Origin of the sequence: Kitasatospora sp. NPDC093679, assembly GCF_040683455.1 — a bacterium.
Classification (GTDB): Bacteria; Actinomycetota; Actinomycetes; order Streptomycetales; family Streptomycetaceae; genus Kitasatospora; species Kitasatospora arboriphila.
Genome location: NZ_JBFBDW010000001.1, coordinates 438,710 through 465,207, shown reverse-complemented (window position 1 = coordinate 465,207; position 26,498 = coordinate 438,710). Strand labels below are relative to the sequence as shown.

The following is a 26,498-nucleotide window of genomic DNA, read 5'->3' as shown; positions in this document are numbered from 1 at the left end:
AGTTGCCTGCGCGTCACACCTGACAGTCCTACCGGTTTCCACCCCGAAACGGGGGCAGAACCCGAAGATTGATCACAACATCACACAGGCCCTAGGGGGCGGCGCCGAGTCGCAGGCGGGGGGCGTGCGGATCTTCCTGGAGACCGGGAAGCCGACTGTCCAAGTGGTCCGGGAACCTCGGACGGTGCGAGAGGCCGCGCTGCAGAACGGGTCCCCCGACCCGGCAGGGACGGGAGCGTGGAGCGCCGCCGGCCGTCAGTCCGGTGGCACTTCACCCATGGTCGGTCCGCTGTCGCGGTTGCGACGGTCGTGCTGTCGTGGACCTCGGGTACGGACGGAGCGGCGTCACGGCATGCCGGTGACACCGTGCCGCCAGGCGGCCCTGCGAGAACGCGTGTGGGGCGGGGCACCGTTGGAGAGCTGCGTGGAGGATCACTGGGGCCCGCCGCTACCGGTCCGCCGGGACGAGCGGGTGCGGCCGGGGAGGACCCTGACGGGTCTGCGGCGCTTGAGCGCCAGGCCGGTGCCCGGCAGACCCGCGGGGTTCCCCGCGCGCACCGCGGGCAGCGGGGCCTCGCGGTCGGGCCGGAGGCGGTAGTTCCCGGGCACGGCCCGGGCTTTGACGGCGTGCGTTCGTCACCGCGCCCCGGAGTCGGAGCGGGAAGCAAGGGGCCTGAGGACAACGCCGCCGAGGCCGAGCGACCCGCCGCCGGTTCGCAGGCCGGGCCGCCGTCCGCGGTTTCGCCGCGGTCGCGGGGACCTGCCGGCGCTCGCCCGTCCGCGTGTTCTCGGCCTGCGGCCGGCCTCGTCGACGGACACCACCGCGTCGGATCTCGCAACCCACAGGATGCCTGCACGAAGGCCTGCGGAACGAGTTCGGGACCAGGCACTGCCGGCTGACCTTGCCCGCACCCCAGCACGGCAGCCGACCGGTGCCCGGCTGCGCGTGGAGGCTGCCCGGACGGGACCGCACCGCAGGGATGCGAGTCCTCCCCTGGGCCGGAAGGCTACCCTGCGCGCGCCTGACGGCGTGGAGAGCGCCGCCAGGCGGTCGGCCCGGTGGGACGTCTCCACGCCGTGCGCGGCATGCTCACGCGTGGTCCTACGGGGTGAATCCGTCAGTTGTTGTCGGGAGCGGCCTTGGTGGCGACTTCGTACAGGCCCGGCCCGACCTTTCGGTAGCGGCCGCCTGCTGCCTGGGCGATGCGGGCTCGCACGACGTCCTGGCGGTCGATGGAGAGCCCCGGAGGGACGTCGACGTACTGCCGGACGAACGCGGCCTCTTCCGGGGTCAGTTCTGGTTCGGACATCGCAGTGGCCTTTCCGGAGTCGGGTACGTGCCGGTCGGCACGACGGTTCATGACGGCGCGGCGGGGCCGGCGAGAAGCGACCGGGTGGTCCGACGCCGCGGCCGTGGAGTGCCACGCGGACGGCCGGACTGACGCCGCGGAGGCGGCGGCCCGGACCTTTACGCGAATGAACGGTATGCAGCCGAACAGCTACAAAAAGTAACGACCGGCGGTGGGGAATGCAACCAGGGCGCGGTCGAAGTCCTCGAGCGGGCTTGAGCCCCATTGGCTCCGGTACTCCGACCGGCCCGAGCCGGCGTGCTTGCGGAATACCCCGCCAGCCGCTCGCGAAATTCCCCACATGAAGTCGATTCGCCAATTCTCCCCTGTCGAAATGTGCGGGCCTCCCCATGAAATGATCTTCCCTGGCCGTACTGAGCCGTCGGCGCCGGCGCCGGCCCCAGGCAGGCATGACGCCCCCGGCGGGGATGGACCTCACGGCTTCCGCGGTGATGGTGAGCATTTGTCCCCGCCGGGGCGGCAGGATGCGGCGGGGCGCTCACAAGAATTCCCCATCGGTGAGCCGGCTCGCACAATTCCCCAGCCTATTGCCGAATAATTCCCCACCGGGACGATGCATGCGTGTCGGGATGAATGCAGTTTCCCACGGCCGACCCTTCCTTCGGACGGAGGCGCCCCGGGCGCAGACCGGTCATGGTGGGTGACGGGACCGGCATCGCTTCGGCGCCGTGCCGATCCCGCTGTCGGGAAAATCGCGGAACGCGGACGGGACCGGCTGATGACGGTGCGCCCAACGGTAGGGCGCGGTGAGCGGGAGCCCCGCCGAGAGGGTCGGACGACCAGAAGGTCAGAGCACTCGAGTGGTGCCGGTCGCATAGCTGGTGGCCAGGCCCTTGGCGCGGACGCCCAGGACGGCGACGTTCGAGCAGCCCTTGTCGACCTGGATGAAGTAGGGGGCCGTGGCCTTGTCCCCGCCTTGCGACGGATTGATCAGGGTGATGCCGTCACTGTAGCCGGTGATCTTGAAGGGTGTGCTGCCCGGGGCATCGGACCAGCAGTTGTTCAGCACGACGCCCCCGGAGCCTTCGGTGATCTGCCAGCCGTTGGCGCTGTTCGCTTCGGCACCGCACGCGTTGAACGTGATCGCCTCTGCGGCCTCCGTCTTGTACCCGTTGGTGTTGTTGTCCGCACCGCACCCGTTGAACGTGCAGTAGTAGACGGACTTCAGTCGGAAGCCGTTGCTGTTGTGGTGTCCGTAGCAGGCGGTGAGCGTGACCGATGTGCCGCCGCCGGAGAGGTCGAATCCGGCGGCGCCGCACTCCTTCGCGGTGACGTTCGTCAGGTCGCACATGACCGGGTCCTGCACCGCCAACCCGGAGCCGGTGAACCGGCGGATCATGACATTGGACATCGAGAGGTAGAACATGCCGATGTTGGCGGCGTCGGCGTTGGTGATGTGCACGCCGTCGGACGCGGCGGTGCCCTTCGGCCCGGAGATCATCAGGTCTCGGACGGCGACACACTCCAGGTCCGCGCCGACCAGTCCGTGGGCGTCGACCCCGGTCTGGTTGATGACGGTGGACGCCATGCCGTCGCCGACCAGGGTGAGGTGCGAGCGGAGTCTGAGAGGAACCGTGATCTTGTAGGTGCCCGCGGGTAACCGCACGACGGGGTCGCCGCGGTCGATCGCGGTCTGGATCGCGACGGCATCGTCCGCGACGCCGTCGCCCACAGCGCCGGAGTCCTTGACGCTGGCGCCCGCCGGATTCACGGTACGACCGGTGGCCGCGGAGACCAGACCCCCCGCACCGGCGGTGATGCCTGCTGCCGTCACGCTGCCGGCCAGAAAACTGCGTCTGTTCATCCGAAGTCTCCCGTCTTCCACGATACGAAACCTGCACGGGTCGGCGTACAGCACGGCGCCGGTCCGGTGCTGCCCCGGGGAGCCGGCGTCACCCCTTCCGAACGGCCGTCGGATTCGCTCGCCGGGGTCGGAGCGCGGCGGCCCACGCACGGCCGGCTCGCTCGGCGCCACCGAACCGACTGGCGCCTCCGCGGCATCGACCCGGTGCCCGGGAGCTGCACACGGTCCACGGCGAGGGATCCGGTGGGCGATCACAGCGGATCGGCACCGCGTTCCGGCAGCGGCACACCGCGCACGAACACACCTGCACGAGTGGGGATTCAGGAGTGGACCGTCTCGCACGGTCGGGCCTGATCGCGGCCGGGACGCGATGGCGGCCATGGCAGTAGCGGCCTTCGCCGACCGATCCCATCCCTTCCGGACACTACCCGACCGAAAAGCTCGATCCGCCCCGCACGCGTGAATTCTTCTACGCTTGGCGATTTTCCGCCGGGCGCTACACGAATCTCCACAACAGTCTGGGCAGGTGGCTCCACCTCTCGCCCTAGGGTGCAGGTGTGGACGAACGAAGTCTGATCAGGATTTTGCTGCCGGCCATCGGCTTCGCAGTGGTGAGTTGGCTGATCATCGCGGCTGTCGTCATCTGTCTGGCCTGACCGGCCATCAGGTGAAGGGTGCCTTCCATGGGGCCGAGCCCCGAGAGGGTGCCCGGCTGAACGTCGCGCGGCCGGCGGGGCCAGGGAGCCCCGACGTGGTCTGCGGCCGTCCGCGGCGGAGGTTGATCCCCGTCGGCGATCTCCGGGCACGTTGCCGGTGGATCAGCAGGGCCGATCCGGTTCGGCAACGAGGAACTGGAGGAACCGAATTGAACCGTTCATGGATCTTCTCGGTGGCCCTCGCTGCCGCCATGGTGGTCAGCACCGGGAGCTGGCACCGCCGTTCTCCCGAGCTCCCGGCCGGCCTGGCGTCACCCGCCGTGCGGTCCCTCGGTCTCGACGTCGCACGACGCTGGTATCCGCTTGCCACCCTGGAAGCTGTCGTGGATGCTCTGGCCCGGAGCCACTACAACCAACTCCATCTTCACTTCACGGACGACCAGGCCTACCGGCTCGAATCCGCGGTCATCCCCGCATGCGTCGCCCCACAGCACTACACCAAGGCCGACTTGCAGACACTCGTGACCTACGCGATCGGCAAAGGCATCACCGTCGTCCCGGAAATCGACACTCCCGGACACATGGCAGCGGCACTGACGTGCCGTCCGGACCTGCGCGTCACCACCACGTCCGGCGGCGGGAGCCTCGACCTGCGGCAGGCCACTGCGGTCGACTTCGCCAAGGAGCTGATCGCCGAATGGTTGCCGGTGTTCCCCGGAGCGGATTGGCACATCGGTGGCGACGAATGGATGGTCCACGACGACGCCGTCAGGTACTACGGCGATCCGGTCAGGGCTCGCGATGCCGAATACGCCTACTACAACACCATGGGGGCTTGGCTCATATCCCGGGGTCACCGGCCCCGGATCTGGAACGACCAGATCGTGTCCGGCTCCCACGTCGAGATCGACAGAATACTGACCGTCGACAGTTGGTACGGGCCCACCGATCCCTCGGCCACGGACCTCGCCGCACAGGGCTACCGGCAGATCAACTCCAACGGGAACCTGTTGTACGCCCACACCAACAGCGATCAGTACCCCGATCCGGCCGACCTCGCTGCATTCACCCTCGGGCGTTTCGCGTCCGGCACCGTGACGACCGGTGTTGCGGGTGTGCAGCTCTCGGTCTGGTCCATGCCCGGCGACACTCACACCGACCGGCACATCATCGACAGACTCACGCCTCTGCTCCAGTCCCTCGCCCGACGACTGTGGGGAGGGTGATGATTCTCGAAGAGCAACCCCTTCCAGCCTCCCGGGGCCGCCCCTGGAAGGTCGGTGGGAAGCAATTGCCAAGGGTGCCAGACCCTACGGTTGGGCCACGCGTCTCCATGGGCCGGCCCTCCAGGGCGGCCCGACGAAGCCCGACCGTGACACGACGAGACATCAAGTCCGTTACCAGGAAGACCAGTACGCCAGGACTTCGGCGCATGGGCCTGTCACCCGGCGTCCGTCACCAGCCAGCGGGCCTCACTTCGCCGGGGCCGCCTTGGTCTTGAGCGGCTCCCATCAGGCGCGGTTCTCGCGGTACCAGGCGATGGTGGCCGCGAGGCCGTCCTCGAAGCGCACCTGCGGGGTGTGGCCGAGCTCCTCGCGGATCTTGGAGATGTCGAGGGAGTGGCGCAGCTCATGGCGCCGCCCCCAGTCGTCGGTTTCCCGAGCGGTCGAAGGGAGCGGAGCAAGCCGGATCTGCCGCGGTGACGGATGCCTGGAACGGCGTCCCGACCTTGAAGGTGCCGGTCGGCCCTTGGCCGGTCTCGGGCTGCCGTGCCGGCCTCGTCCCGCTCGCTCATGGCCGCGCGTCCCCCCGGCCGCCGGCAGCCCTCATGGCCTTTGCCGCCGGCGGATTCGAAGCCGGTGCGCTCCCCCACCGAGCGGACCGGTTCGTCACCGGGAACGCCGGGGCCGGCGAGGGCATCCCCCCGGCCTTCCTGACGCGTTCCTGGCGCTGCCCGCACCGGCCTTGACGGCTCCTTGATCGGGAACGGGCGGCATCGCCCGGTTCAGGGCTGGTACCGGTAGCCGATGCCCGGTTCGGTGATCAGGTGGCGGGGGCGGGTGGGATCGGGTTCGAGCTTGCGGCGCAGGCCGCCGAGGTGGATCCGCAGGTAGTTTCCGCGGTTCTCGGCCTCGGGATCCCACACCTCGCGCAGGATCTCCCTGCCCGGCACCAGGCGGCCGGGCGCCGCGAGCAGCAGCTTGAGGACGTGCCACTCCGCGGGGGTGAGCCGCACGGGTCCGTCCGGGCCGGTGACGGTGCTCGCGGCCGTGTCGATCACGTGGTCGCCGAGGACGACGCTGAGCGGCGGCGCGAGACCGGCGGCGCGTCGCAGCACGGCGCGGAGCCTGGCGAGGAGTTCGTCCACCACGAAGGGCTTGGTCAGGTAGTCGTCCGCCCCGGCGTCCAGGGCGCTGATCCGGTCGTCGACCCCGGTGCGGCCGGACAGCACGATGATCGGCACCGGGAGTGAGGCCCGCAGGCCCCGGATGATGTCCACGCCGTCGAAGTCGGGCAGGCCCAGGTCGAGCACGACGGCGTCGGGGCTGCCCCGGCCCACGGCGTCGAGAGCCTGCTGTCCGGTGGCGGCGGTCAGTACAGAGTAGCGCCTGGCGTGCAGATTGATCTTCAGCGTGCGCAGCAGCGCCGGTTCGTCGTCCACCACCAGGATGTGGCTCATGCCGCGACACCTCCGTCCGTCGGGTCGGCCGCCCGGGATGCGGGCAGGGTGAGGAGCATGGTGGTGCCGCCGCCGGGGGTGTCCTCGACCTCCAGGGAGCCGCCCATGGCTTCGGCGAGGCCGCGGGAGAGGGCGAGGCCGAGGCCGACACCGGTGGTGTTGTCGTTGTCGCCGAGGCGCTGGAACGGCAGGAAGACCCGGTCGCGGTCCGCGAAGGGAATGCCCGGGCCTCGGTCGACGACCCGGACCTCCACCCGTCCGCGGTGGTGGCTGGCGGCGACCAGGACGGGTGCGCCCGGGGCGTTGTACCTGAGGGCGTTGGTGATCACGTTGGCCAGCACCCGTTCGAGCAGCGGCACGTCGGCGAGCACCGGTGGCACGGTGTCCAGGTCCAGCGGTTGGACGGGGGCGTCCGGCCGGGCGAGGGAGTCCATCGCGCGCCGCAGCACCTCGTCCAGCGGGGTGGATTCCAGGTGCAGGGTGAGCACGCCTGCCTGGAGGCGGCTCATGTCGAGCAGGTTGTCGACGAGGCGGGTGAGTTTGACGAGTGACTCGTCGGCCATGTCGAGGAGTTCGGCCTGGTCCTCGGGGGCGAACTCCACCTCGGCACTGCGCAGCGAGCCGACGGCGGCGAGCGCGGCGGCCAGTGGTGTGCGCAGGTCGTGGCTGACGGCGGCGAGCAGGGCGGTGCGCATCCTGTCGGCGGCCTTGATCGGTTCGATCTCGGCTGCGACGGTGGCGAGCCGGTCGCGTTCCAGGGCGGCGGCGATGTGGGCGGCGAACGCGGTGAGCACCCGCTGGTCGGCGGCGGGCAGTCTGCGCCCGGCGAGGATCAGCAACGCCTCCGGCCCGACCGGGACTTCGGTGACCGTGCGGGCCGGGGCCGGTGCGCCGTCGCTGTCATTGCGGCCGAGGGTCTCGCCGCTGCGCCGGTCGAGGAGGGCGACGGAGTCGAGGGCGAAGGCGGTCCGGGTCTTCTCCAGCAGGGCGGGCAGGGCGTCGGCCCCGCGCAATACGCTGCCGGCGAGGGTGGAGAGGGTCTCGGCCTCGGCGGTCGCCCTGGCTGCCCGGGCGGTGAGCCGGGTGGCGCGGTCGACCACGGTGGAGACGGTGAGCGCGACCGCGGCGAACACCACCAGCGCGATGGCGTTGTTGGGCTCGGCGATGGTGAACGTGTGGACGGGCGGGATGAAGTAGTAGTTGAGCAGCAGTGAGGCGACCAGCGAGGCCAGCAGGGCGGAGGTTGCTCCACCGAGCAATGCGACGGCCACCACACCGAGTTGGAAGATCAGGGCCACGGTGGTGAGGTTGAGCGACCCCGTCAGCTGAGAGAGGATCACGGTCAATAGCACGGGCAGCAGGAGCCCTGTGGAGAAGCCTGCCGCCGCCCGTCGCCGTGAGTGTCGCCGGCCGAGGGAGGGCAGGCGGCCGCGCCCGGTGAACTCGTGGGTGACCATGTGGACGTCGATGTCCTCGGAGAGGTCGACGGTGGTCTGCCCGTTGCCGGGACCGGTGAGGAACCGGTTGAGGCGGCCGCGGCGGCTGGTGCCGAGGACCAGCTGGGTGGCGTCGTGGGCGCGGGCGAAGGCGAGCAGCGAGCTGGGGACGTCGTCGCCGACGACCACGTGGTAGCTGCCGCCGAGCGTCTCCACCAGCTGCCGCTGTTCGGCGAGCGCTCCCGGCGAGGCGCCGGAAAGGCCGTCACTCCGGGTGACGTGGACGGCAAGGAGCTCTCCGCCGGCCGTACGGTCCGCGATCCTCGCCGCCCGACGGATGATGGTCTCCCCCTCGGGGCCACCGGTCAGTGCCACGACGACGCGTTCGCGGGTCTCCCAGACGCGGTCGATGTTGTGGGTGGCGCGGTAGTCGCGCAGCCCTTCGTCGACCCTTCCGGCGACCCAGAGCAGGGCCAACTCCCGTAGTGCGGTGAGGTTCCCGACCCGGAAGTAGTTGGAGAGCGCGGCGTCCACCTTCTCCGCCTTGTAGACGTTTCCATGCGCCATGCGGCGGCGCAGGGCCTGGGGTGCCATGTCGACCAGTTCGATCTGGTCGGCGCGGCGGACGACCTCGTCGGGGACGGTCTCGCGCTGCGGGATTCCGGTGATCTTCTGGACGACGTCGTTCAGCGATTCCAGGTGCTGGACGTTGACCGTGGTGATCACGTCGATTCCGGCGGCGAGCAGTTCCTCGACGTCCTGCCACCGCTTGGCGTGGCGGCCGCCGGGGATGTTGGTGTGCGCGAGTTCGTCGACCAGGGCGAGCTGCGGCCGGCGGTCCAGGATCGCGTCCAGGTCCATCTCCTGGAAGTCGGTGCCGCGGTAGCTACGGGTCAACCGGGGCACCAGGTCCAGGCCCTGGAGCATGTTCTCGGTGTGCCGTCGGCCGTGGCACTCGATGAAGCCGACCACCACGTCCGCGCCGCGGTCGCGCCGTCTGCGGGCCTCGTCCAGCATCCGGTAGGTCTTGCCGACACCGGGGGCCGATCCGAGGTAGACCCTCAACTGCCCGCGGCGGACGGCGGTGCCGGGGGTGAGGTCACGGGACATGAACGCTGCTCTTTCTCGACGAAGGGCGGCCGGAAGCAATGCGGGTCTCGCCGCCGTCCCGAGCGGGTCGTCCTGCTCCCCTCGACGGACGCGGCACATGGGTGACCGACCCGGGTGCGGGGAGGTCGTCCCCCGCGCCCGGGTCGGCTTGGTCATTCGGACCGCTGGTGCACGGTCACTCGGTCTCGCTCAGTGCCTTGTTCAGCAGGACGACGTTGACGCCGGCCTGGCCGAGGAAGCCCAGCGCGCGGCCTTCGGTGTACTCGTCGATCAGCTGGTTCAGCTTCTCGGCAGGCACGTTGCGGGCCTTGGCGACGCGGTCGACCTGCTCCTTCGCGTAGGCGACGGAGATGTGCGGGTCGAGGCCGGAGCCGGAGGCGGTGACCGCGTCCGCCGGGACGGACGCGGAGTCGACGCCGTCGAAGGCGGCGACCTGGGCGCGGCGGTCCTCGACGGCCTTGGTCAGCTTCTCGTCGTTGGGGCCGAGGTTGGTGGCGCCGGAAGCCTTCGGGTCGAAGTTCCCGGCGGAGAAGCGCGGCTGGAACCACTTGGGGTCCGGCTTCGCCTCCTCGTCCGGGTCGTCCGGGTTCTGCTTCGGCAGGTCGTAGTTCTGGCCGAGGAGGCTGGACCCGACCTCCTTGCCGCCGGACTTCACGATCGAGCCGTCGGCCTTGCCCGCGAAGGCGACCTGGGCGATGCCGGTGACGAGCAGCGGATAGGCGAGGCCGAGGATGACGGTCATCACCAGCAGCATCCGCAGCGCGGTGAGGTGGGTGCGCACGATGGTGGGCATTTTCTCGTTCTCTCAGCTCAGACCGGGGATGAACTGGACGACCAGGTCGATCGCCTTGATTCCGACGAAGGGGACGATCAGGCCGCCGACGCCGTAGACCCCGAGGTTCCGGGCAAGCAGCGAGCCGGCGTCGGAGGGGCGGTACTTGACGCCGCGCAGGGCGAGCGGGATCAGGCCGATGATGACCAGGGCGTTGAAGACGATCGCCGAGGTGATCGCGGACTCCGGGCTGTGCAGGCCCATGATGTTGAGGTGGCGCAGGCCCGGGTACACGCCGGCGAACATCGCCGGGATGATCGCGAAGTACTTCGCCACGTCGTTGGCGATCGAGAAGGTGGTCAGCGCGCCGCGGGTGATGAGCAGCTGCTTGCCGATCTCGACGATCTCGATCAGCTTGGTGGGGTTGGAGTCCAGGTCGACCATGTTCCCGGCCTCCTTGGCCGCCATGGTGCCGGTGTTCATCGCCACGCCGACGTCCGCCTGGGCCAGCGCGGGTGCGTCGTTGGTGCCGTCACCGGTCATCGCGACGAGCTTGCCGCCGGCCTGCTCCTTCTTGATCAGGGCCATCTTGTCCTCGGGGGTGGCCTCCGCGAGGAAGTCGTCCACGCCGGCCTCCTCGGCGATCGCCTTGGCGGTCAGCGGGTTGTCACCCGTGATCATGATGGTCTTGATGCCCATGCGGCGCAGCTCGTCGAAGCGCTCCCGCATGCCCGCCTTGACGACGTCCTTGAGGTGGATCACGCCGAGGACGCGCGGTGCCCTCGCGCCGTCCTTCTCGGCGACGACGAGCGGCGTTCCGCCGGCGGCGGAGATGCCGTCCACCAGCTGCGCCACGTCGGCGCCGACCGTGCCGCCGTTCTCGGTGACCCAGGTGGCGACCGAGCCGGCCGCCCCCTTGCGGACCTGCTTGCCGTCCACGTCGACGCCCGACATGCGGGTCTGGGCGGTGAACGGAACCCAGGTGGCGTGCGCCAGCTCGCCCTGCGCGCGGGCCCGCAGGCCGTAGTCGGTCTTGGCGAGGACGACGATCGAGCGGCCCTCGGGGGTCTCGTCGGCGAGCGAGGAGAGCTGGGCGGCGTCGGCGAGTTCACCGGTCTCCACGCCGGCGGCGGGGAGGAACTCGGCGGCCTGCCGGTTGCCGAGGGTGATGGTGCCGGTCTTGTCCAGCAGCAGGGTGTTGACGTCGCCCGCGGCCTCGACGGCCCGGCCGGACATGGCGAGGACGTTGCGCTGCACCAGGCGGTCCATGCCCGCGATGCCGATCGCCGAGAGCAGCGCGCCGATCGTCGTCGGGATCAGCGCCACGATCAGCGCGACCAGCACGACCGTCGACTGCGGCGCTCCCGCGTAGGAGGCCATCGGCTGCAGGGTGACCACCGCGATCAGGAACACGATCGTGAGTGAGGCCAGCAGGATGTTGAGGGCGATTTCGTTCGGGGTCTTCTGCCGGGCGGCGCCCTCGACCAGGGCGATCATGCGGTCGATGAAGGACTTGCCGGGCTCGGAGGCGATCTTCACCACGATCCGGTCGGACAGCACCTTGGTGCCACCCGTGACCGCGGAGCGGTCGCCGCCGGACTCGCGGATCACCGGCGCGGACTCACCGGTGATCGCCGACTCGTCGACGCTGGCGACGCCCTCGACGACATCGCCGTCACCCGGAATGATCTGACCGGCCTCCACCACGACGTGGTCGCCGAGCCGCAGGGCGGTGCCGGGAACCTCCTCCTCGGCGTTCGCGGCCGGCCAGTTGACGAGCCGGCGGGCGACGCTCTCGGTCTTGGTCTTGCGCAGGGTGTCGGCCTGGGCCTTGCCGCGGCCCTCGGCGACGGCCTCGGCCAGGTTGGCGAAGACGACGGTCAGCCACAGCCAGGCGGTGATCGCCCAGGCGAACACGGACGGGTCGGCGACCGCGGAGATCGTGGTGACGACCGAGCCCACCTCGACGACGAACATGACCGGGTTCTTGACCATCACCCGCGGGTCGAGCTTCTTCACCGCGTCGGGGAGCGAGGAGACGATCAGCTTCGGGTCGAGCAGGCCGCCCCGGACTCTGTGCGGCGCCTCGCCGTTCTCGACCGGTGCGGGGGCGGGGGTGAGCGTGGTGGACATCAGTGGAGACCTTCTGCGATCGGGCCGAGGGCCAGGGCCGGGAAGTAGGTGAGGCCGACGACGATCAGCACGACACCGGAGAGCAGGCCGACGAACAGCGGCTTGTGGGTGGGCAGGGTGCCCGCGCTCGCCGGCACCGGCTGCTGCCGGGCGAGGGAGCCCGCCAGCGCCAGTACGAAGACCATCGGCAGGAACCGGCCGAAGGCCATCGCCAGGCCGAGCGCGGTGTCGTACCACGCGGTGTTCACGGTGATGCCGGCGAACGCGGAGCCGTTGTTGTTGGCGGCGGAGGTGAAGGCGTACAGCACCTCGGAGAAGCCGTGCGGGCCGCTGTTGAGCATGCCCGCGCGCTCACCGGGCAGCGCCATCGCGACACCGGTGCCGATCAGCACGATCGCGGGGGTGGTGAGGATGTAGAGGGAGGCGAACTTCATCTCCCGGCCGCCGAGCTTCTTGCCCAGGTACTCCGGGGTGCGGCCGACCATCAGGCCGGCCACGAACACGGCGACGATCGCCAGGATCAGCATGCCGTACAGGCCGGAGCCGGTGCCGCCGGGCGCGATCTCACCCAGCATCATGTTGAAGACCGTCAACCCGCCGCCGAACGGCGTGAACGAGTCGTGGAAGGAGTTCACCGCACCGGTCGAGGTCAGCGTCGTGGACGCCGCGAAGAGCGAGCTGGCCGCTATGCCGAACCGCTGCTCCTTGCCCTCCATCGCCCCGCCCGCGGCCTGCATCGCGGTGCCCGCGTGCTGGGACTCGGCGAAGGTGACCAGTGCGGCGGAGGCGACCCAGAACAGCGCCATCACGGCGACGATCGCGTAGCCCTGGCGGTGGTCGCCGACCATCCGGCCGAAGGTGCGGGGCAGCGAGAACGAGATCACCAGCAGCAGGAAGATCTCCAGCCAGTTGGTGAAGCCGTTCGGGTTCTCGAAGGGGTGCGCCGAGTTGGCGTTGAAGAAGCCGCCGCCGTTGGTGCCCAGCTCCTTGATGACCTCCTGCGAGGCCACCGGGCCGCCGGGGATCGACTGGGTGCCGCCGCCCAGGGTCGCGACGTCGTGGAAGCCGTGGAAGTTCTGCACCACGCCGTTCGCCACCAGGACGAGGGCGAAGACGATCGACAGCGGCAGCAGCAGGCGCAGCACGATGCGGGTCAGGTCGACCCAGAAGTTGCCGACCCGGTCGGTCCGGTTGCGGGTGAAGCCCCGGATCAGGGCGGCGACGATCGCGATGCCGACCGCGGCGGAGACGAAGTTCTGCACCGCCAGGCCCGCCATCTGCACCAGATGCCCCATCGCGGACTCGCCGCTGTAGGACTGCCAGTTGGTGTTGGTGGTGAATGACACCGCGGTGTTCCACGCCTGGTGCGCCTCCATCTCCGGCACGCCCAGGCTCAGCAGCAGGTGCGTCTGGAGACGGATCAGGCCGTACAGGAAGACGATCGACAGGGCGGAGAAGGCGAGCACCGAGCGCAGGTACACCGGCCACCGCTGGTCGGCGTCGCCGTCGACGCCCACCAGCTTGTAGAGGCCGCGCTCGATTCTCAGGTGCTTGGCGGAGGTCAGCAGCTTGGCGATGTAGTCGCCGAGGGGGCGGTAGCACAGGGCCAGGGCGCCCACCAGGGCCAGGGCCTGCAGCCAGCCGGCAGGAGTGGAGCTCATGGTCAGAACTTCTCCGGGTAGATCAGCGCGACGACGAGGTAGCCGACGAGCGCGACGGTGACGATGAGACCTGCGATGTTCTCGGCGCTCATGCGACCCGCCTCGCTTCGCTCGTCGGGCGCGAGCGCAACGCGCGCCTCTCGATGGTTCGTTCGCTGCGCTCACTCACAGCTTCTCGACCCCCTTCGCTATCAGGGCGATGGCGGCGAACACGGCGACCGTGACACCGACGAAGACGAGATCCGGCATGACTTCCACCAACTGGTCGGGGGACGTGGCCGCGGGCCCTGGAAAACCTGCTCACGGCACCGGCGGCGAGCCGGCGAGAGCAGCAAATCAGCTGGTCGTGCGCCTTTCGCGATCCCTGACACCCTCCATACGGGTGGGCCGGAATTATTGACACCGCCTTGACGGCGGCGTCATCCGGCCGAGACCGCACATCGTCCGAAACGAGTCCGGGCCCGGGGCAGCCAGGCTGCGCCGGGCCCGGACACCGCCGGTCTCAGAGCTTCTCGGGTTCGGGGACGTCCCGCACCGGGGCCGGCTCGCCGCGCCGCATCGCCCCCGGCGCCCGTCGCGCGGGCCGGTCGGCACGGGGAGCGGAGGAGAGCTGCCACGGCACGCTGATCACCATCACACCCGGGGTGAACAGCAGCCGGGACTTGAGCCACAGCGCCGACTGGTTGTGCAGCAGGTGCTCCCACCAGTGCCCGACCACGTACTCCGGGATGAACACCGCGATGGCCTCGCTGGGGTGGGTGCGCCGGTAGTCGCGGACGTACTGGACGACCGGCTTGGTGATCTCCCGGTACGGGGAGTCGAGCACCTTCAGCGGCACCTGCACGTCGTAGGCGCTCCACTGTGAACCGAGCTCCTCGGTGGCGTCCTTCTCCACCGCCACCGTCAGGGCCTCCAGGCTGTCCGGCCGGAACGCCTGGGCGTAGCCGAGGGCCCGCAGGGTGGCCTTGTGCAGCTTGGAGACCAGCACGACCCCGTGCACCCTGGCCGGCTGCACCGACTCGGCGCGGGCGTCCTCGACGGCCAGTTCGTCGGACACGGCGTCGTAGTGGCGGCGGATGCCGCGCATCATCAGCCACAGCACCGCGGCGGCCAGGACCGCGAGCCACGCCCCCTGGGTGAACTTGGTGGCCAGCACGATCACCAGCACCAGGGCGGTGAACACGCCGCCGAAGGCGTTGATCACCCGGGAGCGGCGGGCCGAGGAGCGCACCGTCGGGTCGGTCCCGGTGCGCAGCACGTCGTTCCAGTGCCGGACCATGCCGAACTGCGAGAGGGTGAAGGAGGTGAACACGCCGAGGATGTACAGGTGGATCAGGCTGGTGACGTTCGCCTGGTAGAACCACAGCAGGGCGCCGGCCACCACCGCCAGGGCGATGATGCCGTTGGAGTACGCGAGGCGGTCGCCGCGGGTGTGGAGCTGCCGGGGCAGGTAGCGGTGCTGGGCGAGGATCGACGCCAGCAGCGGGAAGCCGTTGAACGCGGTGTTGGCCGCGAGGATCAGCACGAGCGCGGTGGCGGCCTGGACCACGTAGAACAGGATGCTGTCGCTGCCGCCGAAGACGGAGGCGGCGAGCTGGGCGATCACGGTGGGCTGGGTGTAGTTCGCGCAGTCACCCGAGAGGCCGGTCAGCTGGCAGGGGTCGTCCACGTAGTGGACCTTGGCGATCATGGCGAGCCAGGTGACGCCCACGAACATCACGACCGCGGTCAGGCCCATCGCCGCCATGGTGGTGGCGGCGTTCTTCGACTTCGGTCTGCGGAAGGCCGGCACCCCGTTGGAGATGGCCTCCACACCGGTCAGCGCCGTACAGCCGGAGGCGAACGCCCGCAGCGCGAGGAGCAGCAGCGCCAGTCCGGCCAGGTTCGCCTTGCCCGGCTCCGGTTCGATTCCGTACGCCGCGCTCTCGGCCACCGGGGTCTCGCCGAACACCACCCGGATCACGCCGGTGACGATCATCAGCAGGATCGCGGTGATGAACAGGTACGTCGGTGCGGCGAACGCCCGCCCGGACTCGCGGACGCCCCGCAGGTTCATCGCCGTGAGCAGGACGACGAAGCCGAGCGCGAAGCCGACCCGGTAGTCCGCCAGGCTGGGGAAAGCGGAGATGATGTTGTCCACGCCGGAGGCCACCGACACGGCAACGGTCATCACGTAGTCGACCAGCAGTGACGCCGCCACCACCAGGCCGGCGCTCGCCCCGAGGTTCTTCGACACCACCTCGTAGGAGCCGCCGCCGCTCGGGTATGCGTGCACGACCTGGCGGTAGGACATCACCACGACGGCCATCAGCACGACGACCGCCGCGGCGACCCACGGCGTGAGGTAGAGGAAGGCGGTACCGCCGACCGTGAGGACGAGCAGGATCTCGCCGGTGGCGTAGGCGACGGAGGACAGCGGGTCGGAGGCGAAGATCGGCAGCGCCAGTCGCTTGGGCAGCAGCGTCTCGCCGAGCTCCTCGCTGCGCATCGCCCGGCCGATCACGAGACGCTTCAGCGTCTGGGGCAGGTTGAACACAAATCGAGCGTATGACTTGCGCACACGGCTGCAATGTTGTCGTACAGCCCCCTCCATTGCTCCATCTACTCAACATTTCCGCAGGTGGGAGGGGTAGAAGGTTTCATTTGGCGCCGTTTCGAGTGCGGTAATGACGCCGTTAAGGAATCGTCAATATCCGCACACGGAAAACGCTATAAGGGGCATACCGGGCGCCTCACGTACGCAGGCGGAGGCGGCAGACGACGGCGTCGGTGCGGCGGCGCAGGGCGCGGTCGATGACGGCGCCGCGCTGGTTCTGCAGGGCGCGCTGACAGCCGGGCGGGTTCGACCTCGGGGAGCGTGCCACCCGCCCGGTGCCGCCGACCCGGGGGCCGCCCCACGGAACTGAGCAGTCCGGCCGCCTCCTGCCGCGCGGTCGAGGGCGTGCCGGGCCCGGCGCTGGTGCGCACCGCGTGCCGGCACCGAGGACCGCGTCGTGCCCGCCACCCCGCGAGCCGGCCCGCGGGCACCACCCGCCCGCGACCGGCGCCGAACGGCCGGGAGCGGGAACCGAGCGCAAGGATCCCGTCAACGAGGCCGCGCCGGGGGCCGACTTCCCCGCCGCGCCTGTTACACCGGAGAACAGGAGGTGCACCATGCGCCGATACCTCGCCCTGCGGGGGCCGCTCTCCCTGCTCGTGGCGGCTGTTGCCCCGCTGGTCCTCAGCCTGGTCCTGCTGCCGTTCCGCGACAGCACGGCCAACACCAACGTGGCCCTGCTGCTCGTCGTCGTGGTCGTCGCGGTGGCCGCGCTCGGCCACCGGTTGGCCGGCGCCGTCGCGGCGCTCAGCGCGGCCGTCTGGTTCGACTTCTTCTTCACCCAGCCCTACCAGCGGTTCGCCATCGACGCCGGCACCGACATCACCACGGCCGTGCTCCTGCTCGCCGTGGGCCTCGCGGTCTCCCAACTCGCCGCCCGCGCCCGGCGCTTCCGGGTGACAGCGATCACCGACGCGGGCTACCTCGCCCGCATCCACGACACCGCCGTCCTGGCCCGCAACGCCAACTCCGCACTCACCGTGGTGGACCACGTCCGCGACGAGCTGGTGGACCTCCTCCAGCTGCGCAACTGCCGTTTCGAGTACGGCTCGCTGATCGGCCACCCGCCGAGCCTGCAGCACGACGGCTCCGTCACCGTGGGGCGCCGCACCTGGGACGCCGACACCCTCGGCCTGCCCGAGGAGGGCGTCGAACTGCGGATGTTCGGCAACGGCATCTACGTCGGCCGGTTCATGCTCGAACCCACCCCCGGAACCGTGCCGTCCCGCCAGGCGCGGCTGGTCGCCGTGACCCTGGCCGACCACGCCGGTGCCGCGCTCGAGAGTCTCACCCGACCCGTCAAAGCCGCCTGACCGACGCCGGACGCACTGCATGGCGACGGGCCGTCGAGGTCGGTTCCGGTGGGCCCGGCGCCATGTCGCGAACGGCGGCTTTCCGGGCGTCCCCTACGCGTTCCTGCCGTCCGCCCGAGCCGTCCTGACGAGTCACTGACGGCGCGGCATCCGTGCGCGAACGCTGCCACCGGGCCACGCCGACACCGACCCGCGAATCGGACGTTCTTTCGCATCGATGTGAGCTTGGTAAAATGAGCGCCAACGGTGTGCCGGGAAGTCTGGTCGGCCGGGGGACGGACCGCGGCGACCGCCGTGGCGCCCCCGCGAACTGAGCTGGAGTTTCGGCGATGCGCGCGGTCGGGGCAGTCCTTCTTCTCGTGGTCCTGGCCACCGCGGTGGCCACCGGCGCCCGCCGCTGGCGCATCCCGGCACCCTCCCTCCTGGTACTCGCCGGGATCGCGGTCGCCCTGACACCCGGGGCACCCGCCCTGCACATCGCGCCCGAGACCATCGGCCTGGTCGTCCTGCCCCCGCTGCTCTACGCCTCCGCCGAGGAACTGTCCCTGCGCGATCTGCGCTCGGTGTGGCGGCCGGTCACGATCCTCGCCTTCGGCCTCGTCCTCGCCTCCGCCGCCCTCGTCGGCGTACTCGCCGCCGCCCTGACCCCGTTGCCGGCCTCGATGGCATTCGTTCTCGGCGCGGTCCTGGCCAGCACCGATCCGGTCGCGGTGACCGCACTCGGTCGGCGGCTCGCCCTGCCCGGCCGGGTGCAGGTCCTGGTCCAGGCGGAGAGCCTGTTCAACGACGCCACCTCCCTGGTGCTGTTCCGGGTCGCCGTCACCGTCGCCGTCGCCACCGGCGCGGTCGGCTGGCAGGCGGCGGGCGGGCAGTTCGTCCTGCTGGCCGGTGGAGGCAGCGCGATCGGCGCCGCCGTCGCCGGCGGAGTCACCCTGATCCGCCGCCGCACCACCGACCCGGTGTTGGAGACGGTCATCGCGCTGGTCACCCCGTACGGCGCCTACGTGCTCGCCGAGTCCGCCCACACCTCCGGCGTCACCGCCGTGGTCGTCGCCGGCGTGCTGCTGGGCCGCTCCGGACACCGCCTGACCGACGCCCGGATCCGGCTCCAACTGCACGCCGTGTACGCGGTCGTGGTCTTCCTGCTCGAAAGCGTGGTCTTCAGCATCGTCGGCCTGGAGCTGCCCACGCTGGTCCGGGAACTCCCCGGCGGAAGCGGAATGTGGCCGCTGCAGGCCCTCGCCATCGCCACCGTGCTGATCGCACTGCGCGTCTTCTGGATGCTCCCGCTCTCCGCAGCGGTCGGGCCGAGCCGCGGACGACCCTCTTGGCGGATCGCCGCCGTGGTCAGCTGGGCCGGCACCCGCGGGGTGATGCCGCTCGCCGCCGCGCTGTCGATCCCGCTCGCCGCCGAGGACGGCACCCGGCTGCCCGGGCGGCCCCTGGTGCTCGTTCTCACCACCGCCGTCGTGGTCTTCACCCTCGTCGTCCAGGGGCTGAGCCTGGCACCCGTCGTCAACCGCTCCGGGCTGGCGCTCGAACCGGAACACACCGCCCGTGAGGAAGAGGACGCCCGTGGCGCACTCACCCGGGCGGGCCTCACCCACCTCGACCAGCTCGCCGACCTGGAGACCATCCCCGGGCACGTCGTCGACCGCGTCCGCCGGGGCCTGGAGGCCAGGCTCGAACCCCACGACGAACCGGCCGCCGGAACACCCGCGCTGGTGGTCTACCGCGAACTGCGCCGTGAGGTCATCGCCGTCCAGGGCGACGAGCTGCGCCGTCTCTACGACGACCACCGGATCAGCGACACCACTCGGCGCACCCTGCAGCGCGACCTCGACCTCGAGGAGACCGGCCTCGGCACCGCCTGACGGCCGCCGTGGGCGGCGCAGTCTCCCCTGCAGCCGACTACGCCCCTGGCGATGCGCGCCAACGTCGAGCACAACCACGTGCGGCACGACCAGGTCGTGATCCTCTCCGTCCGGACCGAGACCGTGCCCCGCGTACCCGCCGACCGGCGGATCGTCGTCGACGACCTCGGCTACGCCGAGGACGGGATCATCCACGTCACCGCCCGGGTCGGCTACATGGAGACTCCCGACGTGCCCGGCACGCCGGCGCTGCTCGAACCGGCCGACACCGAGGGCGAGCTGCAACTCGACCAGGCGACCTACTTCCTGTCGAAGATCGAACTCCGGCGCGGCAAGGAACCGACCATGGCGCCGTGGCGCAAACGGCTGTTCGTCGCCACCTCCTACATCACGGCCCGACGCCGCCGAGTACTTCGGCCTCCCGCGCGACCGCACCGTCATCATGGGCTCCCACATCGAGGTGGAGCGACCGCCGGACGACGCGCGGGTGAGAATCTCCGGCGCCCCGGCGCGGCATCCCGCGGCCCTGCCGCTGGCGCGCGATTCCGACCGGACAGCGCGCCCGTGCGGGCGTCCGACTGCGGCAGAGGAGCCTGGCGACGGCCGAGTCGTTCCTCCACGTAGACGGGCGACCGCGCACCACCCTCACGGCACCCTGCGGCTCCGGGAAACGAGCGCCGTCGCAGGCACGGGCTCCGGCGGCGATCACGTGACGGGCCCGTCCGCGCCGCACGTGGGTGGCCCGAGCATGGAGCCCGTCAGCCCGTCGGCAGCCCAGGGCGTGACCGTACGCGCGGTTCTGTCAACGTTCCGTCAAGGTGGATGCCGCCGGGATCAAGGAGCCGTCAGGATCGGACCAGCTGCCCGGCGGGCGGGAATAGCCTCTCCGGCACGGGCTTCCTCTGCGCCCGCACCACCGCTCGGGGATTCCGGTCCCCCGGCCCCCCTCTGCCTGCTCCACCGTAAGCCTGACACCTCATGAGGAGTGGCACATGAGTGCCGACACCGCCGCCGGTCTCCTGGTCGCCGCCGCGCTCGTCGTCTATCCGATCCTGGCCCTGAAGTACCCGGACAAGTTCTGAAGCGGGCCGCCGACACCGGGGCCGGCTGCGAGGTCGTCGACATCGGGGGCACCGGGGAAGCGGTGCTTCGAACGGTCCGCCGCGGGCAGGAGGCGCTGACGGAGCAGGTCGGTGGCCTGCCGGTAGGTCTCCAGTGCCTGCGCGGACGGTCGGCCGGCGGGGGCCTGGGCCTGGTCCTCCAGCAGCTGGGTACGGGCCACCAGCGCCTCGTAGCGGCCGAGTTCGCCGATCACGGTCTGCACCGCGCGCTGCCCGGCCGGGTCTCCGACGGCGGCCTCGGCGGCGCGCTGGAGGTCCTCGCCGGCCTCGGTGCGGCGCTGCTCGTAGGTGTCCAGGGTCTGCCTGCGCAGGGCGAGGTAGTCGGGGTCCGCGCCGATGAGCAGGAGGTTGGCCGCCTGGGCGTCCATGTCGCTGAGGGCGAAGTAGAGGTCGGCGGCGCGGACGGCTTGCGGGGCGGCCCGGTGGCCGATGGCGTCGATGCCGTCCCGCGCACCGGCGAGCACCGAAGCGACGGCCCCGCCGAGGCCGAGCACACAGACCAGGCAGGCCGCGGTGAGCGCCCGGACCAGTCTCGGGGTGGTCCAGGAGGACCGACCGACACGCCTGCGGGCAGCCGGGACCACGGCAAGGGGAGCGCGCGATCCGGGCAGCCCGGCTGCTGCCCCGGGGCCCGCCACCGCCGGCGAGCCCGTCCTCTTGGTACCGGTCGTCGTATCCAGCGCACCCGGTGCCATGACCGCGCGTCCCCCTCCCCCTGCCGGTGGGCCGCCGAACGCCCTCCTCGGTGTGTCCGTCCGGAGAGCCGGACTCCGGCACGGCCCCGCACTCCTTCCTCACGAAGGACGGGGGCCGTTCGGCGCAGCTCACGCTAGGGGCCACCCGACCGCGGCCGACCGCTCCCTGACGCTCCCTTGACGCCTGCGACGGTTTTCCTGACGGATCATTGACGTGGGCTCGTCCCGTACGGGTTCGGGCGGGTCCGGAATGCGAAGCTCCAGTTCAAGGTCGCCGAGGCACAGGCCCGGATCAAGCAGCAGCGCTCCTCAGGACGAAGCCGAGCAGCAGTGCCGCGGGGGCTGCGGTGCCCGCCACCACGGTGACGAACCCGAGGGTGACGGCGATCAGTGACGGGCTTGAGCGAGGCCGCCCGCACCGGGCGACATTTACATAAACTATGAATATAAAAGCGCTATGCTTCGGCCATGAGTCGTCAAGACACCGTTCCTGGCCCGTCCGCCGCCATCGGGGCAGCCCTCTACGGCCTGGCCACCAGGGCCGCGAGACGCCTGCCCCGGGACATGAGCCTGACGTCCGCCGCCACCCTGGCCACCCTGGACCGGACGGGCCCGCGGCGCATCACCGATCTGGCCGCGGTCGAGGGCGTCACCCAGCCCGCGATGACCGCCCTGGTCCGGGTGATGGAGGAGTCCGGCCTGGTCGAGCGGCGGGGCGACGCGTCCGACAAGCGGGTCACGCTGGTGTGCCTGACCGAGGCCGGTGCCTCCTACGTCCGGGCGCGGCGCCAGGCGGGCGTCCAGGCGTTCGAACGGTTGATCGGCGAGCTCGCCGGCGACGAGGTCGAGGCGCTGGTGGCGGCCCTTCCGGCGCTGAAGCATCTGGCAGAGCTCGAAAGCCAGGACCGCGAAGGGCCGAAGCGGTGACCGGGCAGCCGGTCGACGGGGTCGCGGTGAAGGCGTTCCCGGCGGCGCGTTCCGAGGCGCGGCTGCTGGTCCCCGCCCTGATGTTCATCGCCCTGGTCGTGGCGGCGGTCGCCAGCCTCGGGACGCCGCTCATCACCAGTGTGGCGACCTCGTTCCACGTCTCGCTCGGCAGCGCGCAGTGGACGCTGACCGTCGCGCTGCTCAGCGGCGCCGTCGCCACGCCGGTCCTGGGCCGGCTCGGATCCGGCCCGCACCGGCGGGCCACGATCCTCGCCACGCTGGCGGTCGTCGTCGCCGGCAGCGCGCTCACCGTGCTGCCGCTGCCGTTCGCCTGGCTGCTGGCCGGCAGAGCGGCCCAGGGCGTCGGGCTCGGGCTGACGGCGCTGATGATGGGCGTGGCCCGGGACCACCTCCCCGAGGAGCGCAGCGCGGCCGTGATCGCCCTGATCTCGGTGGTCTCGATCATCGGGGCCGGCGTCGGCTACCCGCTGGCCGCACTGCTCGCCGAGCTCGGCGGGGTACGGGCCGCCTACGGCCTCGGCCTGGTCGTCACCGCCGCCGCCCTCCTGACCGCGTGGCGCTCCATGCCCGAAGCCCCCGAAGGCCGCTCCGCCCACGTGGACGTGGCAGGCGCGGTCGTCCTGGCCGCTGCGCTGCTCCTGGTGCTGTTCCTCGCCGGCGAACGGAATCTGTGGAGCCGGCACCTCGCCGTGGCGGCGGGCCTCGCCGTCGTCGCGGTGGTGCTGCTCTGCGTCTGGGCCGTCGTCGAGCTGCGCAGCACGACGCCCCTGGTCGATGTGCGGGCGGTGCGGCACCCTGCGGTCGCCGGGGCGAACCTCGCCATGTTCGTCGGCGGGATCGGTATGTACCTCCTGCTCACGCTGATCACCCGGTACGCGCAGACGCCGCACGGCGCCGGCTACGGCTTCGGGCTGACGACCTTCGTCGCCGGGTTGGTCCTCGTCCCGTTCTCGGTGCTGGGGTTCGTCGCCGGCAGGCTCACACCGCGGGTCCGGACGCGGATCGCCGACCCCCTGCTCCTGGCCGGAAGCGCCGTCGTGGTCGGCGCCGGATTCGCCCTGTTCGCGGCGGCCCGGTCGGACCTGGCCGAACTGTTCGCGGCGATGGGCGTGCTCGGCTTCGGCGTCGGCGGCTTCTCGGCCGCGATGCCCGGCGTCATCCTGGCCGTCACCCCCAGGAGCGAGACGTCGAGCGCCATGAGCTTCAACTACGTCGTCCGCAGCGTCGGGTACTCCCTGGGCAGCGCCGTCGGCGGCCTGATCCTCGCCGCGGGCACCGGCCCCGGCCACCTCTTCCCCGACGACGGCGCCTACACCACCGCGGCGCTGGTCGGCATCGGCGCCATGGCGATCACGACGCTGACGGGCCTCGCCCTCGCCCACCGACGCCCGTCCGGGGCCAACTCGTAAGCTAGGTGCACGCGTTACAACACTGGAGGTGTCATGCCCAAGGGCTACTGGGTCAGCGTCTACCGCACCGTTTCGGACCCCGAGAAGCTGGCTGCTTACAACAAGCTGGCCGCTCAGGCCGTCAAGGCCGCAGGCGGCCGGACCTTCGTCCGCGGCGGTCGGGTCGTGGCGCATGACGCCGGAATCGCCGAGCGCACCGTCCTGGTCGAGTTCGACAGCTTCGAGCAGGCCGTCGCGGCGCACGAGAGTGCGGCCTACCAGGAGGCGCTGGTCGCCCTCTCCGACGGCGTCGAGCGCGACTTCCGCATCGTCGAAGGCATCGACTGACCGAGGTCCGGTCGGATCTTCATTGAAGATCCGACCGTCTTGGTTTTCGCTGCTGCGACTGCTGGTGCGGCGGGGTTCGCGGGTGCTCGTGCCGGTCGTGGGCGGCTGTCTTCGGCCTTGATCGTCTGTCAGCGGTCGAGTTCGAGGTTCGTCAGGACGAACAGGGCCCGGAGCAGGTTGGTGGCACGGGTGATGCGTGAGGTGCCGGGGCCGGGATCAGGCCGCGGCTGCCGAGAGGTCTCACGGCGCCGAGCGGCACAGGCCCCTCGGCGCCGTGATCACCGCCTGCCGGACGGGTCACCCGTGCGGGCCGGGGCCACCGTGGTGGGCACCGGCAGCGACCTCGCTCGACCTCGACCGCACGACCGAGGAGGCGGCGCCCACCCGACCGTCCCGGCCACCGGGGTCCGTGTCAGTGGACCGGTTCGAGACGCTCGGCGCCCGGGCGCCCGGCGCTCACACGGGCGGCGAGGAAACGGGCGGCGCGGTCGAGTGCGGCGTCCGCCTCGTCGAGGCGGCCGTAGTGGTGCTGGTAGACGTGGGGAAGGCCGGGGCCGATTTCGAGCGTGACCTCGACCTCGTCGGCGCCCGCGCGGCCGGCCAGCCGGACCGCGTCGTCGAGGAGCACCTCGTTCGCCCCGACCTGCACGAGGAGCGGGGGGAGTCCGGTGAGGTCGGCGAACACCGGACTGGCCAGGGGATGCGCCCTGTCGCCTGCGCCGACGTAGAGATCGGCGTAGTCGCGCACATCGGCCTCGGTGAAGATGGGGTCGGCACTCTCCTTGGAGCGGATGCTTCCTCCGGAGAGGGTGAGGTCGACCCAGGGGGAGAAGACGACCACGGCGGCCGGCTGCGGCAGCCCGGCCTCCCGGGCGGCGAGCAGCGTGGCGATGCTCAGTCCGCCACCGGCGGAGTCACCGGCCAGGACGAGGTCCCGTGGGTCGGTGCCCGACGCCAGCAGTTCGCGGTAGGCCGCGAGCCCGTCGTCGACGGCCGCGGGGAAGGGGTGCTCGGGCGCCAGCCGGTAGTCCACCGACGTCGCGCGGAGCCCGGCTCGGCGGGCCAGTTCACCGGCCAGCCCTGCATGGGTGTCCGGTGAGCCGACGACGTAGCCGCCGCCGTGCAGGTAGAGCAGTCGACCGCGGCCGGAGGCTTCGGCCGGCTCCAGCTCCAGGGCCGGCCGGCCCCCCAGGACGGTCCTGCGGGTGACCACGCCCTCCGGAGCGGGTCGGGTGAGGGCCCCGGCGAAACCGCTGCGCTGCTCCTCGGGAGTGGGCCGGGTCTCGCTGCGAGGGGAGGAGCGGAGTACGGCGTCCAGGGCGTCGCGCTGCTGTCGGGACATGCGGGCCTCCATGGGTCGGGGTGCGAGGATGGATTCCTGGGAATCCACCTGCCCGACCCAACCGGATTCCGAGGAAGATGATTCCCGGGAATCCACTGGAAGGCCAATGTGAGCCACATCACCCCGATCTTCACCGATCTGGTCCGCGTCGAGACTCGGCTCTACAACGCGGCGAGCGCCCGGTTGCGCGCCGAACAAGGCCTGGGACTGGGGCAGTTCGAGCTTCTGGAGATCATCGACCGCGTGCCGGAGTGCCGCGTGCTCGACATCGTCGGCGAACTGGCGATCACCGTGGGAGCCGTCAGCAAGGCCGTCGACCGGCTGGTGGCCGCAGGCTGGTGCCAGAGGGTCGCACACCCCCAGGACCGCCGCTCGTCCGTCCTGCGCCTCACACCCGCGGGTGAGAAGCAGCTGTCCGCCTCCCGTCCCGTCGTCGAGGGCGAGCTCGCCTCGCTGACCTCGACGGTTCCCCCCGACGACCTGGCCCGCATCGCCTCAACCCTGGCCGCCCTCCGCGCGGCCCTCGAGGCGAGCCCCCACGGGGCCGGCCGGGGGGAGGGGAAATGACCCGCGAACGGCATCCGACCCCGGGTTGGGTGACACCGCCCGGACGGCCTGCACCGCGCCGGCGCCGGCCGCCGGCCTCGCACTCGGCCCACCGCCGTTCCACTGGTGGCCGGGGTCCTCCCCCGTGACGGGTTGACCCGCGCTCCACTCGGCGGTCTTTCGTCAGTCATCGCGCTCGGTCTCGGCCGAGGCGCCTCGGGGCCGGTGCGCCAGCGCGCCAGCGTGCCAGCGGCCGACCGATGAGCCCGCCGGCTCGCCGGTGGAACCACCCCGACCCGGCGAGAAGGTCGGGCCCCGAAACGCGGAGCGAGATGCCGAGTCAGAGCACGAGCGTGCGCCGGCCCCGGGTGATCTGATCCCGCAGAATCCCTCAGAGTGTCTGTGAACTCAGGCGGATCCGCCTGCGCGGCCGTCAGGAGCCCGACCAGTGCCGCGCCGTCCGCCGGACGCGCCGCCGGGTCGGCGGTCAGCGCCCGTCCCACGACGGCCGCGAGCGCCGGGTCGAGAGCCTGCACCGCTTCCGGCGCGAGCGGTTCGGGCCCGGCGTTCCACGATCCTGCGGATCACCGCACTCGCGCACGGGGCGAACGGGCTCGCCCCGTGCGCGGCACACACCACGCAGCACGCCCACGCCCACGCCCAGACATCAGCGGCCGGCCCGACCGCACCGTCGTCCGACTGCCC

General features: G+C 71.2%; 21 protein-coding genes. 9 read left to right on the top strand and 12 right to left on the bottom strand.

Features of this window, described 5'->3' with window-relative positions; genetic code table 11:
• Window positions 1-1,118: 1,118 nt before the first annotated feature.
• Together AB0O09_RS02045 and AB0O09_RS02040 are read right to left on the bottom strand one after the other, a co-directional pair.
• On the bottom strand, window positions 1,119-1,310 hold the full coding sequence (locus tag AB0O09_RS02045; protein WP_363539235.1) for a hypothetical protein: 192 nt from the start codon (window positions 1,308-1,310) through the stop codon (window positions 1,119-1,121).
• Window positions 1,311-2,157: 847 nt separating this feature from the next.
• The gene (locus tag AB0O09_RS02040) at window positions 2,158-3,228 is read right to left on the bottom strand and encodes a glycosyl hydrolase family 28-related protein (protein WP_363539233.1); all 1,071 of its coding nucleotides are present in this window, start codon (window positions 3,226-3,228) and stop codon (window positions 2,158-2,160) included.
• A gap of 811 nt (window positions 3,229-4,039) precedes the next feature.
• Here AB0O09_RS02040 and AB0O09_RS02035 point away from each other — a divergent pair.
• Entirely contained in the window at window positions 4,040-5,056 is a 1,017-nt protein-coding gene (locus tag AB0O09_RS02035) for a family 20 glycosylhydrolase (RefSeq protein ID WP_363539231.1), read from the top strand.
• A 779-nt stretch (window positions 5,057-5,835) separates the two neighbouring features.
• Here AB0O09_RS02035 and AB0O09_RS02030 read toward each other — a convergent pair.
• From AB0O09_RS02030 to AB0O09_RS01995, 8 genes are all read right to left on the bottom strand, one after another.
• The gene (locus AB0O09_RS02030) at window positions 5,836-6,510 is read right to left on the bottom strand and encodes a response regulator (protein ID WP_363539229.1); all 675 of its coding nucleotides are present in this window, start codon (window positions 6,508-6,510) and stop codon (window positions 5,836-5,838) included.
• Complete coding sequence (locus AB0O09_RS02025; RefSeq protein ID WP_363539227.1) at window positions 6,507-9,056, bottom strand: ATP-binding protein; 2,550 nt, start codon at window positions 9,054-9,056, stop codon at window positions 6,507-6,509. The genes AB0O09_RS02030 and AB0O09_RS02025 overlap by 4 nt, the downstream gene beginning before the upstream one ends.
• Before the next feature lie 175 nt (window positions 9,057-9,231).
• Entirely contained in the window at window positions 9,232-9,849 is a 618-nt protein-coding gene (gene kdpC, locus AB0O09_RS02020; protein ID WP_363539225.1) for a potassium-transporting ATPase subunit KdpC, read from the bottom strand.
• A gap of 12 nt (window positions 9,850-9,861) precedes the next feature.
• Window positions 9,862-11,961, bottom strand: a complete 2,100-nt coding sequence (gene kdpB, locus AB0O09_RS02015) for a potassium-transporting ATPase subunit KdpB (RefSeq protein ID WP_363539223.1) — start codon at window positions 11,959-11,961, stop codon at window positions 9,862-9,864.
• On the bottom strand, window positions 11,961-13,622 hold the full coding sequence (kdpA, locus tag AB0O09_RS02010) for a potassium-transporting ATPase subunit KdpA (protein WP_363539221.1): 1,662 nt from the start codon (window positions 13,620-13,622) through the stop codon (window positions 11,961-11,963). Before kdpA ends, kdpB begins: the two co-directional genes overlap by 1 nt.
• Window positions 13,623-13,624: 2 nt before the next feature.
• Window positions 13,625-13,714 carry a K(+)-transporting ATPase subunit F gene (gene kdpF / locus AB0O09_RS02005; RefSeq protein WP_363539219.1) on the bottom strand — a complete coding sequence of 30 codons (90 nt, stop codon included), beginning with the start codon at window positions 13,712-13,714 and terminating at the stop codon, window positions 13,625-13,627.
• A 410-nt stretch (window positions 13,715-14,124) separates the two neighbouring features.
• Window positions 14,125-16,110 (bottom strand): APC family permease, encoded by a 1,986-nt coding sequence (locus tag AB0O09_RS02000; RefSeq protein ID WP_363539271.1) that lies wholly within the window; start codon window positions 16,108-16,110, stop codon window positions 14,125-14,127.
• A gap of 244 nt (window positions 16,111-16,354) precedes the next feature.
• Window positions 16,355-16,486, bottom strand: coding sequence for a hypothetical protein (locus AB0O09_RS01995; RefSeq protein ID WP_363539217.1), 132 nt, complete (start codon window positions 16,484-16,486; stop codon window positions 16,355-16,357).
• Between the two features lie 289 nt (window positions 16,487-16,775).
• Here AB0O09_RS01995 and AB0O09_RS01990 point away from each other — a divergent pair, with 289 nt between their 5' ends.
• From AB0O09_RS01990 to AB0O09_RS01975, 4 genes are all read left to right on the top strand, one after another.
• Window positions 16,776-17,531: a DUF4118 domain-containing protein gene (locus AB0O09_RS01990; protein ID WP_363539215.1), complete on the top strand. Its 756-nt coding sequence runs from the start codon at window positions 16,776-16,778 to the stop codon at window positions 17,529-17,531.
• Window positions 17,532-17,860: 329 nt separating this feature from the next.
• Window positions 17,861-19,405, top strand: a complete 1,545-nt coding sequence (locus AB0O09_RS01985) for a Na+/H+ antiporter (RefSeq protein WP_363539213.1) — start codon at window positions 17,861-17,863, stop codon at window positions 19,403-19,405.
• A gap of 51 nt (window positions 19,406-19,456) precedes the next feature.
• On the top strand, window positions 19,457-20,029 hold the full coding sequence (locus tag AB0O09_RS01980; RefSeq protein ID WP_363539211.1) for a KUP/HAK/KT family potassium transporter: 573 nt from the start codon (window positions 19,457-19,459) through the stop codon (window positions 20,027-20,029).
• Between the two features lie 368 nt (window positions 20,030-20,397).
• The gene (locus AB0O09_RS01975) at window positions 20,398-20,487 is read left to right on the top strand and encodes a K(+)-transporting ATPase subunit F (RefSeq protein WP_363539209.1); all 90 of its coding nucleotides are present in this window, start codon (window positions 20,398-20,400) and stop codon (window positions 20,485-20,487) included.
• On the opposite strand, the gene AB0O09_RS01970 is transcribed toward AB0O09_RS01975, so the two are convergent.
• Window positions 20,448-21,110 carry a hypothetical protein gene (locus AB0O09_RS01970; RefSeq protein ID WP_363539207.1) on the bottom strand — a complete coding sequence of 221 codons (663 nt, stop codon included), beginning with the start codon at window positions 21,108-21,110 and terminating at the stop codon, window positions 20,448-20,450. The two genes, AB0O09_RS01975 and AB0O09_RS01970, sit on opposite strands and share 40 nt — an antisense overlap.
• A gap of 675 nt (window positions 21,111-21,785) precedes the next feature.
• On the opposite strand from AB0O09_RS01970, the gene AB0O09_RS01965 reads away from it, so the two are divergent.
• Genes AB0O09_RS01965 through AB0O09_RS01955 form a run of 3 tightly spaced genes read left to right on the top strand, consistent with a single transcriptional unit; the run spans window position 21,786 to window position 23,905 of the window.
• A complete protein-coding gene (locus AB0O09_RS01965) occupies window positions 21,786-22,148 on the top strand; it encodes a MarR family transcriptional regulator (protein ID WP_363539269.1) in 363 nt (120 codons plus the stop codon).
• The gene (locus tag AB0O09_RS01960; protein ID WP_363539205.1) at window positions 22,145-23,578 is read left to right on the top strand and encodes an MFS transporter; all 1,434 of its coding nucleotides are present in this window, start codon (window positions 22,145-22,147) and stop codon (window positions 23,576-23,578) included. Before AB0O09_RS01965 ends, AB0O09_RS01960 begins: the two co-directional genes overlap by 4 nt.
• Before the next feature lie 33 nt (window positions 23,579-23,611).
• A complete protein-coding gene (locus AB0O09_RS01955; protein ID WP_363539203.1) occupies window positions 23,612-23,905 on the top strand; it encodes a DUF1330 domain-containing protein in 294 nt (97 codons plus the stop codon).
• Between the two features lie 412 nt (window positions 23,906-24,317).
• Here AB0O09_RS01955 and AB0O09_RS01950 read toward each other — a convergent pair whose 3' ends face one another.
• Window positions 24,318-25,247 carry an alpha/beta hydrolase gene (locus AB0O09_RS01950; protein WP_363539201.1) on the bottom strand — a complete coding sequence of 310 codons (930 nt, stop codon included), beginning with the start codon at window positions 25,245-25,247 and terminating at the stop codon, window positions 24,318-24,320.
• Between the two features lie 108 nt (window positions 25,248-25,355).
• Here AB0O09_RS01950 and AB0O09_RS01945 point away from each other — a divergent pair, with 108 nt between their 5' ends.
• Window positions 25,356-25,814: a MarR family winged helix-turn-helix transcriptional regulator gene (locus tag AB0O09_RS01945; RefSeq protein WP_363539199.1), complete on the top strand. Its 459-nt coding sequence runs from the start codon at window positions 25,356-25,358 to the stop codon at window positions 25,812-25,814.
• The last annotated feature ends 684 nt before the right edge of the window (window positions 25,815-26,498 follow it).

Coding starts and splice junctions, on each gene's coding strand:
- AB0O09_RS01990 (WP_363539215.1), top strand. CDS start 16,776: ATGCGCCGATACCTCGCCCTGCGGGGGCCGCTCTCCCTGCTCGTGGCG.
- kdpC (WP_363539225.1), bottom strand. CDS start 9,849: ATGCCCACCATCGTGCGCACCCACCTCACCGCGCTGCGGATGCTGCTG.
- AB0O09_RS02030 (WP_363539229.1), bottom strand. CDS start 6,510: ATGAGCCACATCCTGGTGGTGGACGACGAACCGGCGCTGCTGCGCACG.
- AB0O09_RS02045 (WP_363539235.1), bottom strand. CDS start 1,310: ATGTCCGAACCAGAACTGACCCCGGAAGAGGCCGCGTTCGTCCGGCAG.
- AB0O09_RS02000 (WP_363539271.1), bottom strand. CDS start 16,110: ATGCGCAGCGAGGAGCTCGGCGAGACGCTGCTGCCCAAGCGACTGGCG.
- kdpA (WP_363539221.1), bottom strand. CDS start 13,622: ATGAGCTCCACTCCTGCCGGCTGGCTGCAGGCCCTGGCCCTGGTGGGC.
- kdpB (WP_363539223.1), bottom strand. CDS start 11,961: ATGTCCACCACGCTCACCCCCGCCCCCGCACCGGTCGAGAACGGCGAG.
- AB0O09_RS01975 (WP_363539209.1), top strand. CDS start 20,398: ATGAGTGCCGACACCGCCGCCGGTCTCCTGGTCGCCGCCGCGCTCGTC.
- AB0O09_RS01955 (WP_363539203.1), top strand. CDS start 23,612: ATGCCCAAGGGCTACTGGGTCAGCGTCTACCGCACCGTTTCGGACCCC.
- AB0O09_RS01985 (WP_363539213.1), top strand. CDS start 17,861: ATGCGCGCGGTCGGGGCAGTCCTTCTTCTCGTGGTCCTGGCCACCGCG.
- AB0O09_RS01965 (WP_363539269.1), top strand. CDS start 21,786: ATGAGCCTGACGTCCGCCGCCACCCTGGCCACCCTGGACCGGACGGGC.
- AB0O09_RS01980 (WP_363539211.1), top strand. CDS start 19,457: ATGCGCGCCAACGTCGAGCACAACCACGTGCGGCACGACCAGGTCGTG.
- kdpF (WP_363539219.1), bottom strand. CDS start 13,714: ATGAGCGCCGAGAACATCGCAGGTCTCATCGTCACCGTCGCGCTCGTC.
- AB0O09_RS02025 (WP_363539227.1), bottom strand. CDS start 9,056: ATGTCCCGTGACCTCACCCCCGGCACCGCCGTCCGCCGCGGGCAGTTG.
- AB0O09_RS01950 (WP_363539201.1), bottom strand. CDS start 25,247: ATGTCCCGACAGCAGCGCGACGCCCTGGACGCCGTACTCCGCTCCTCC.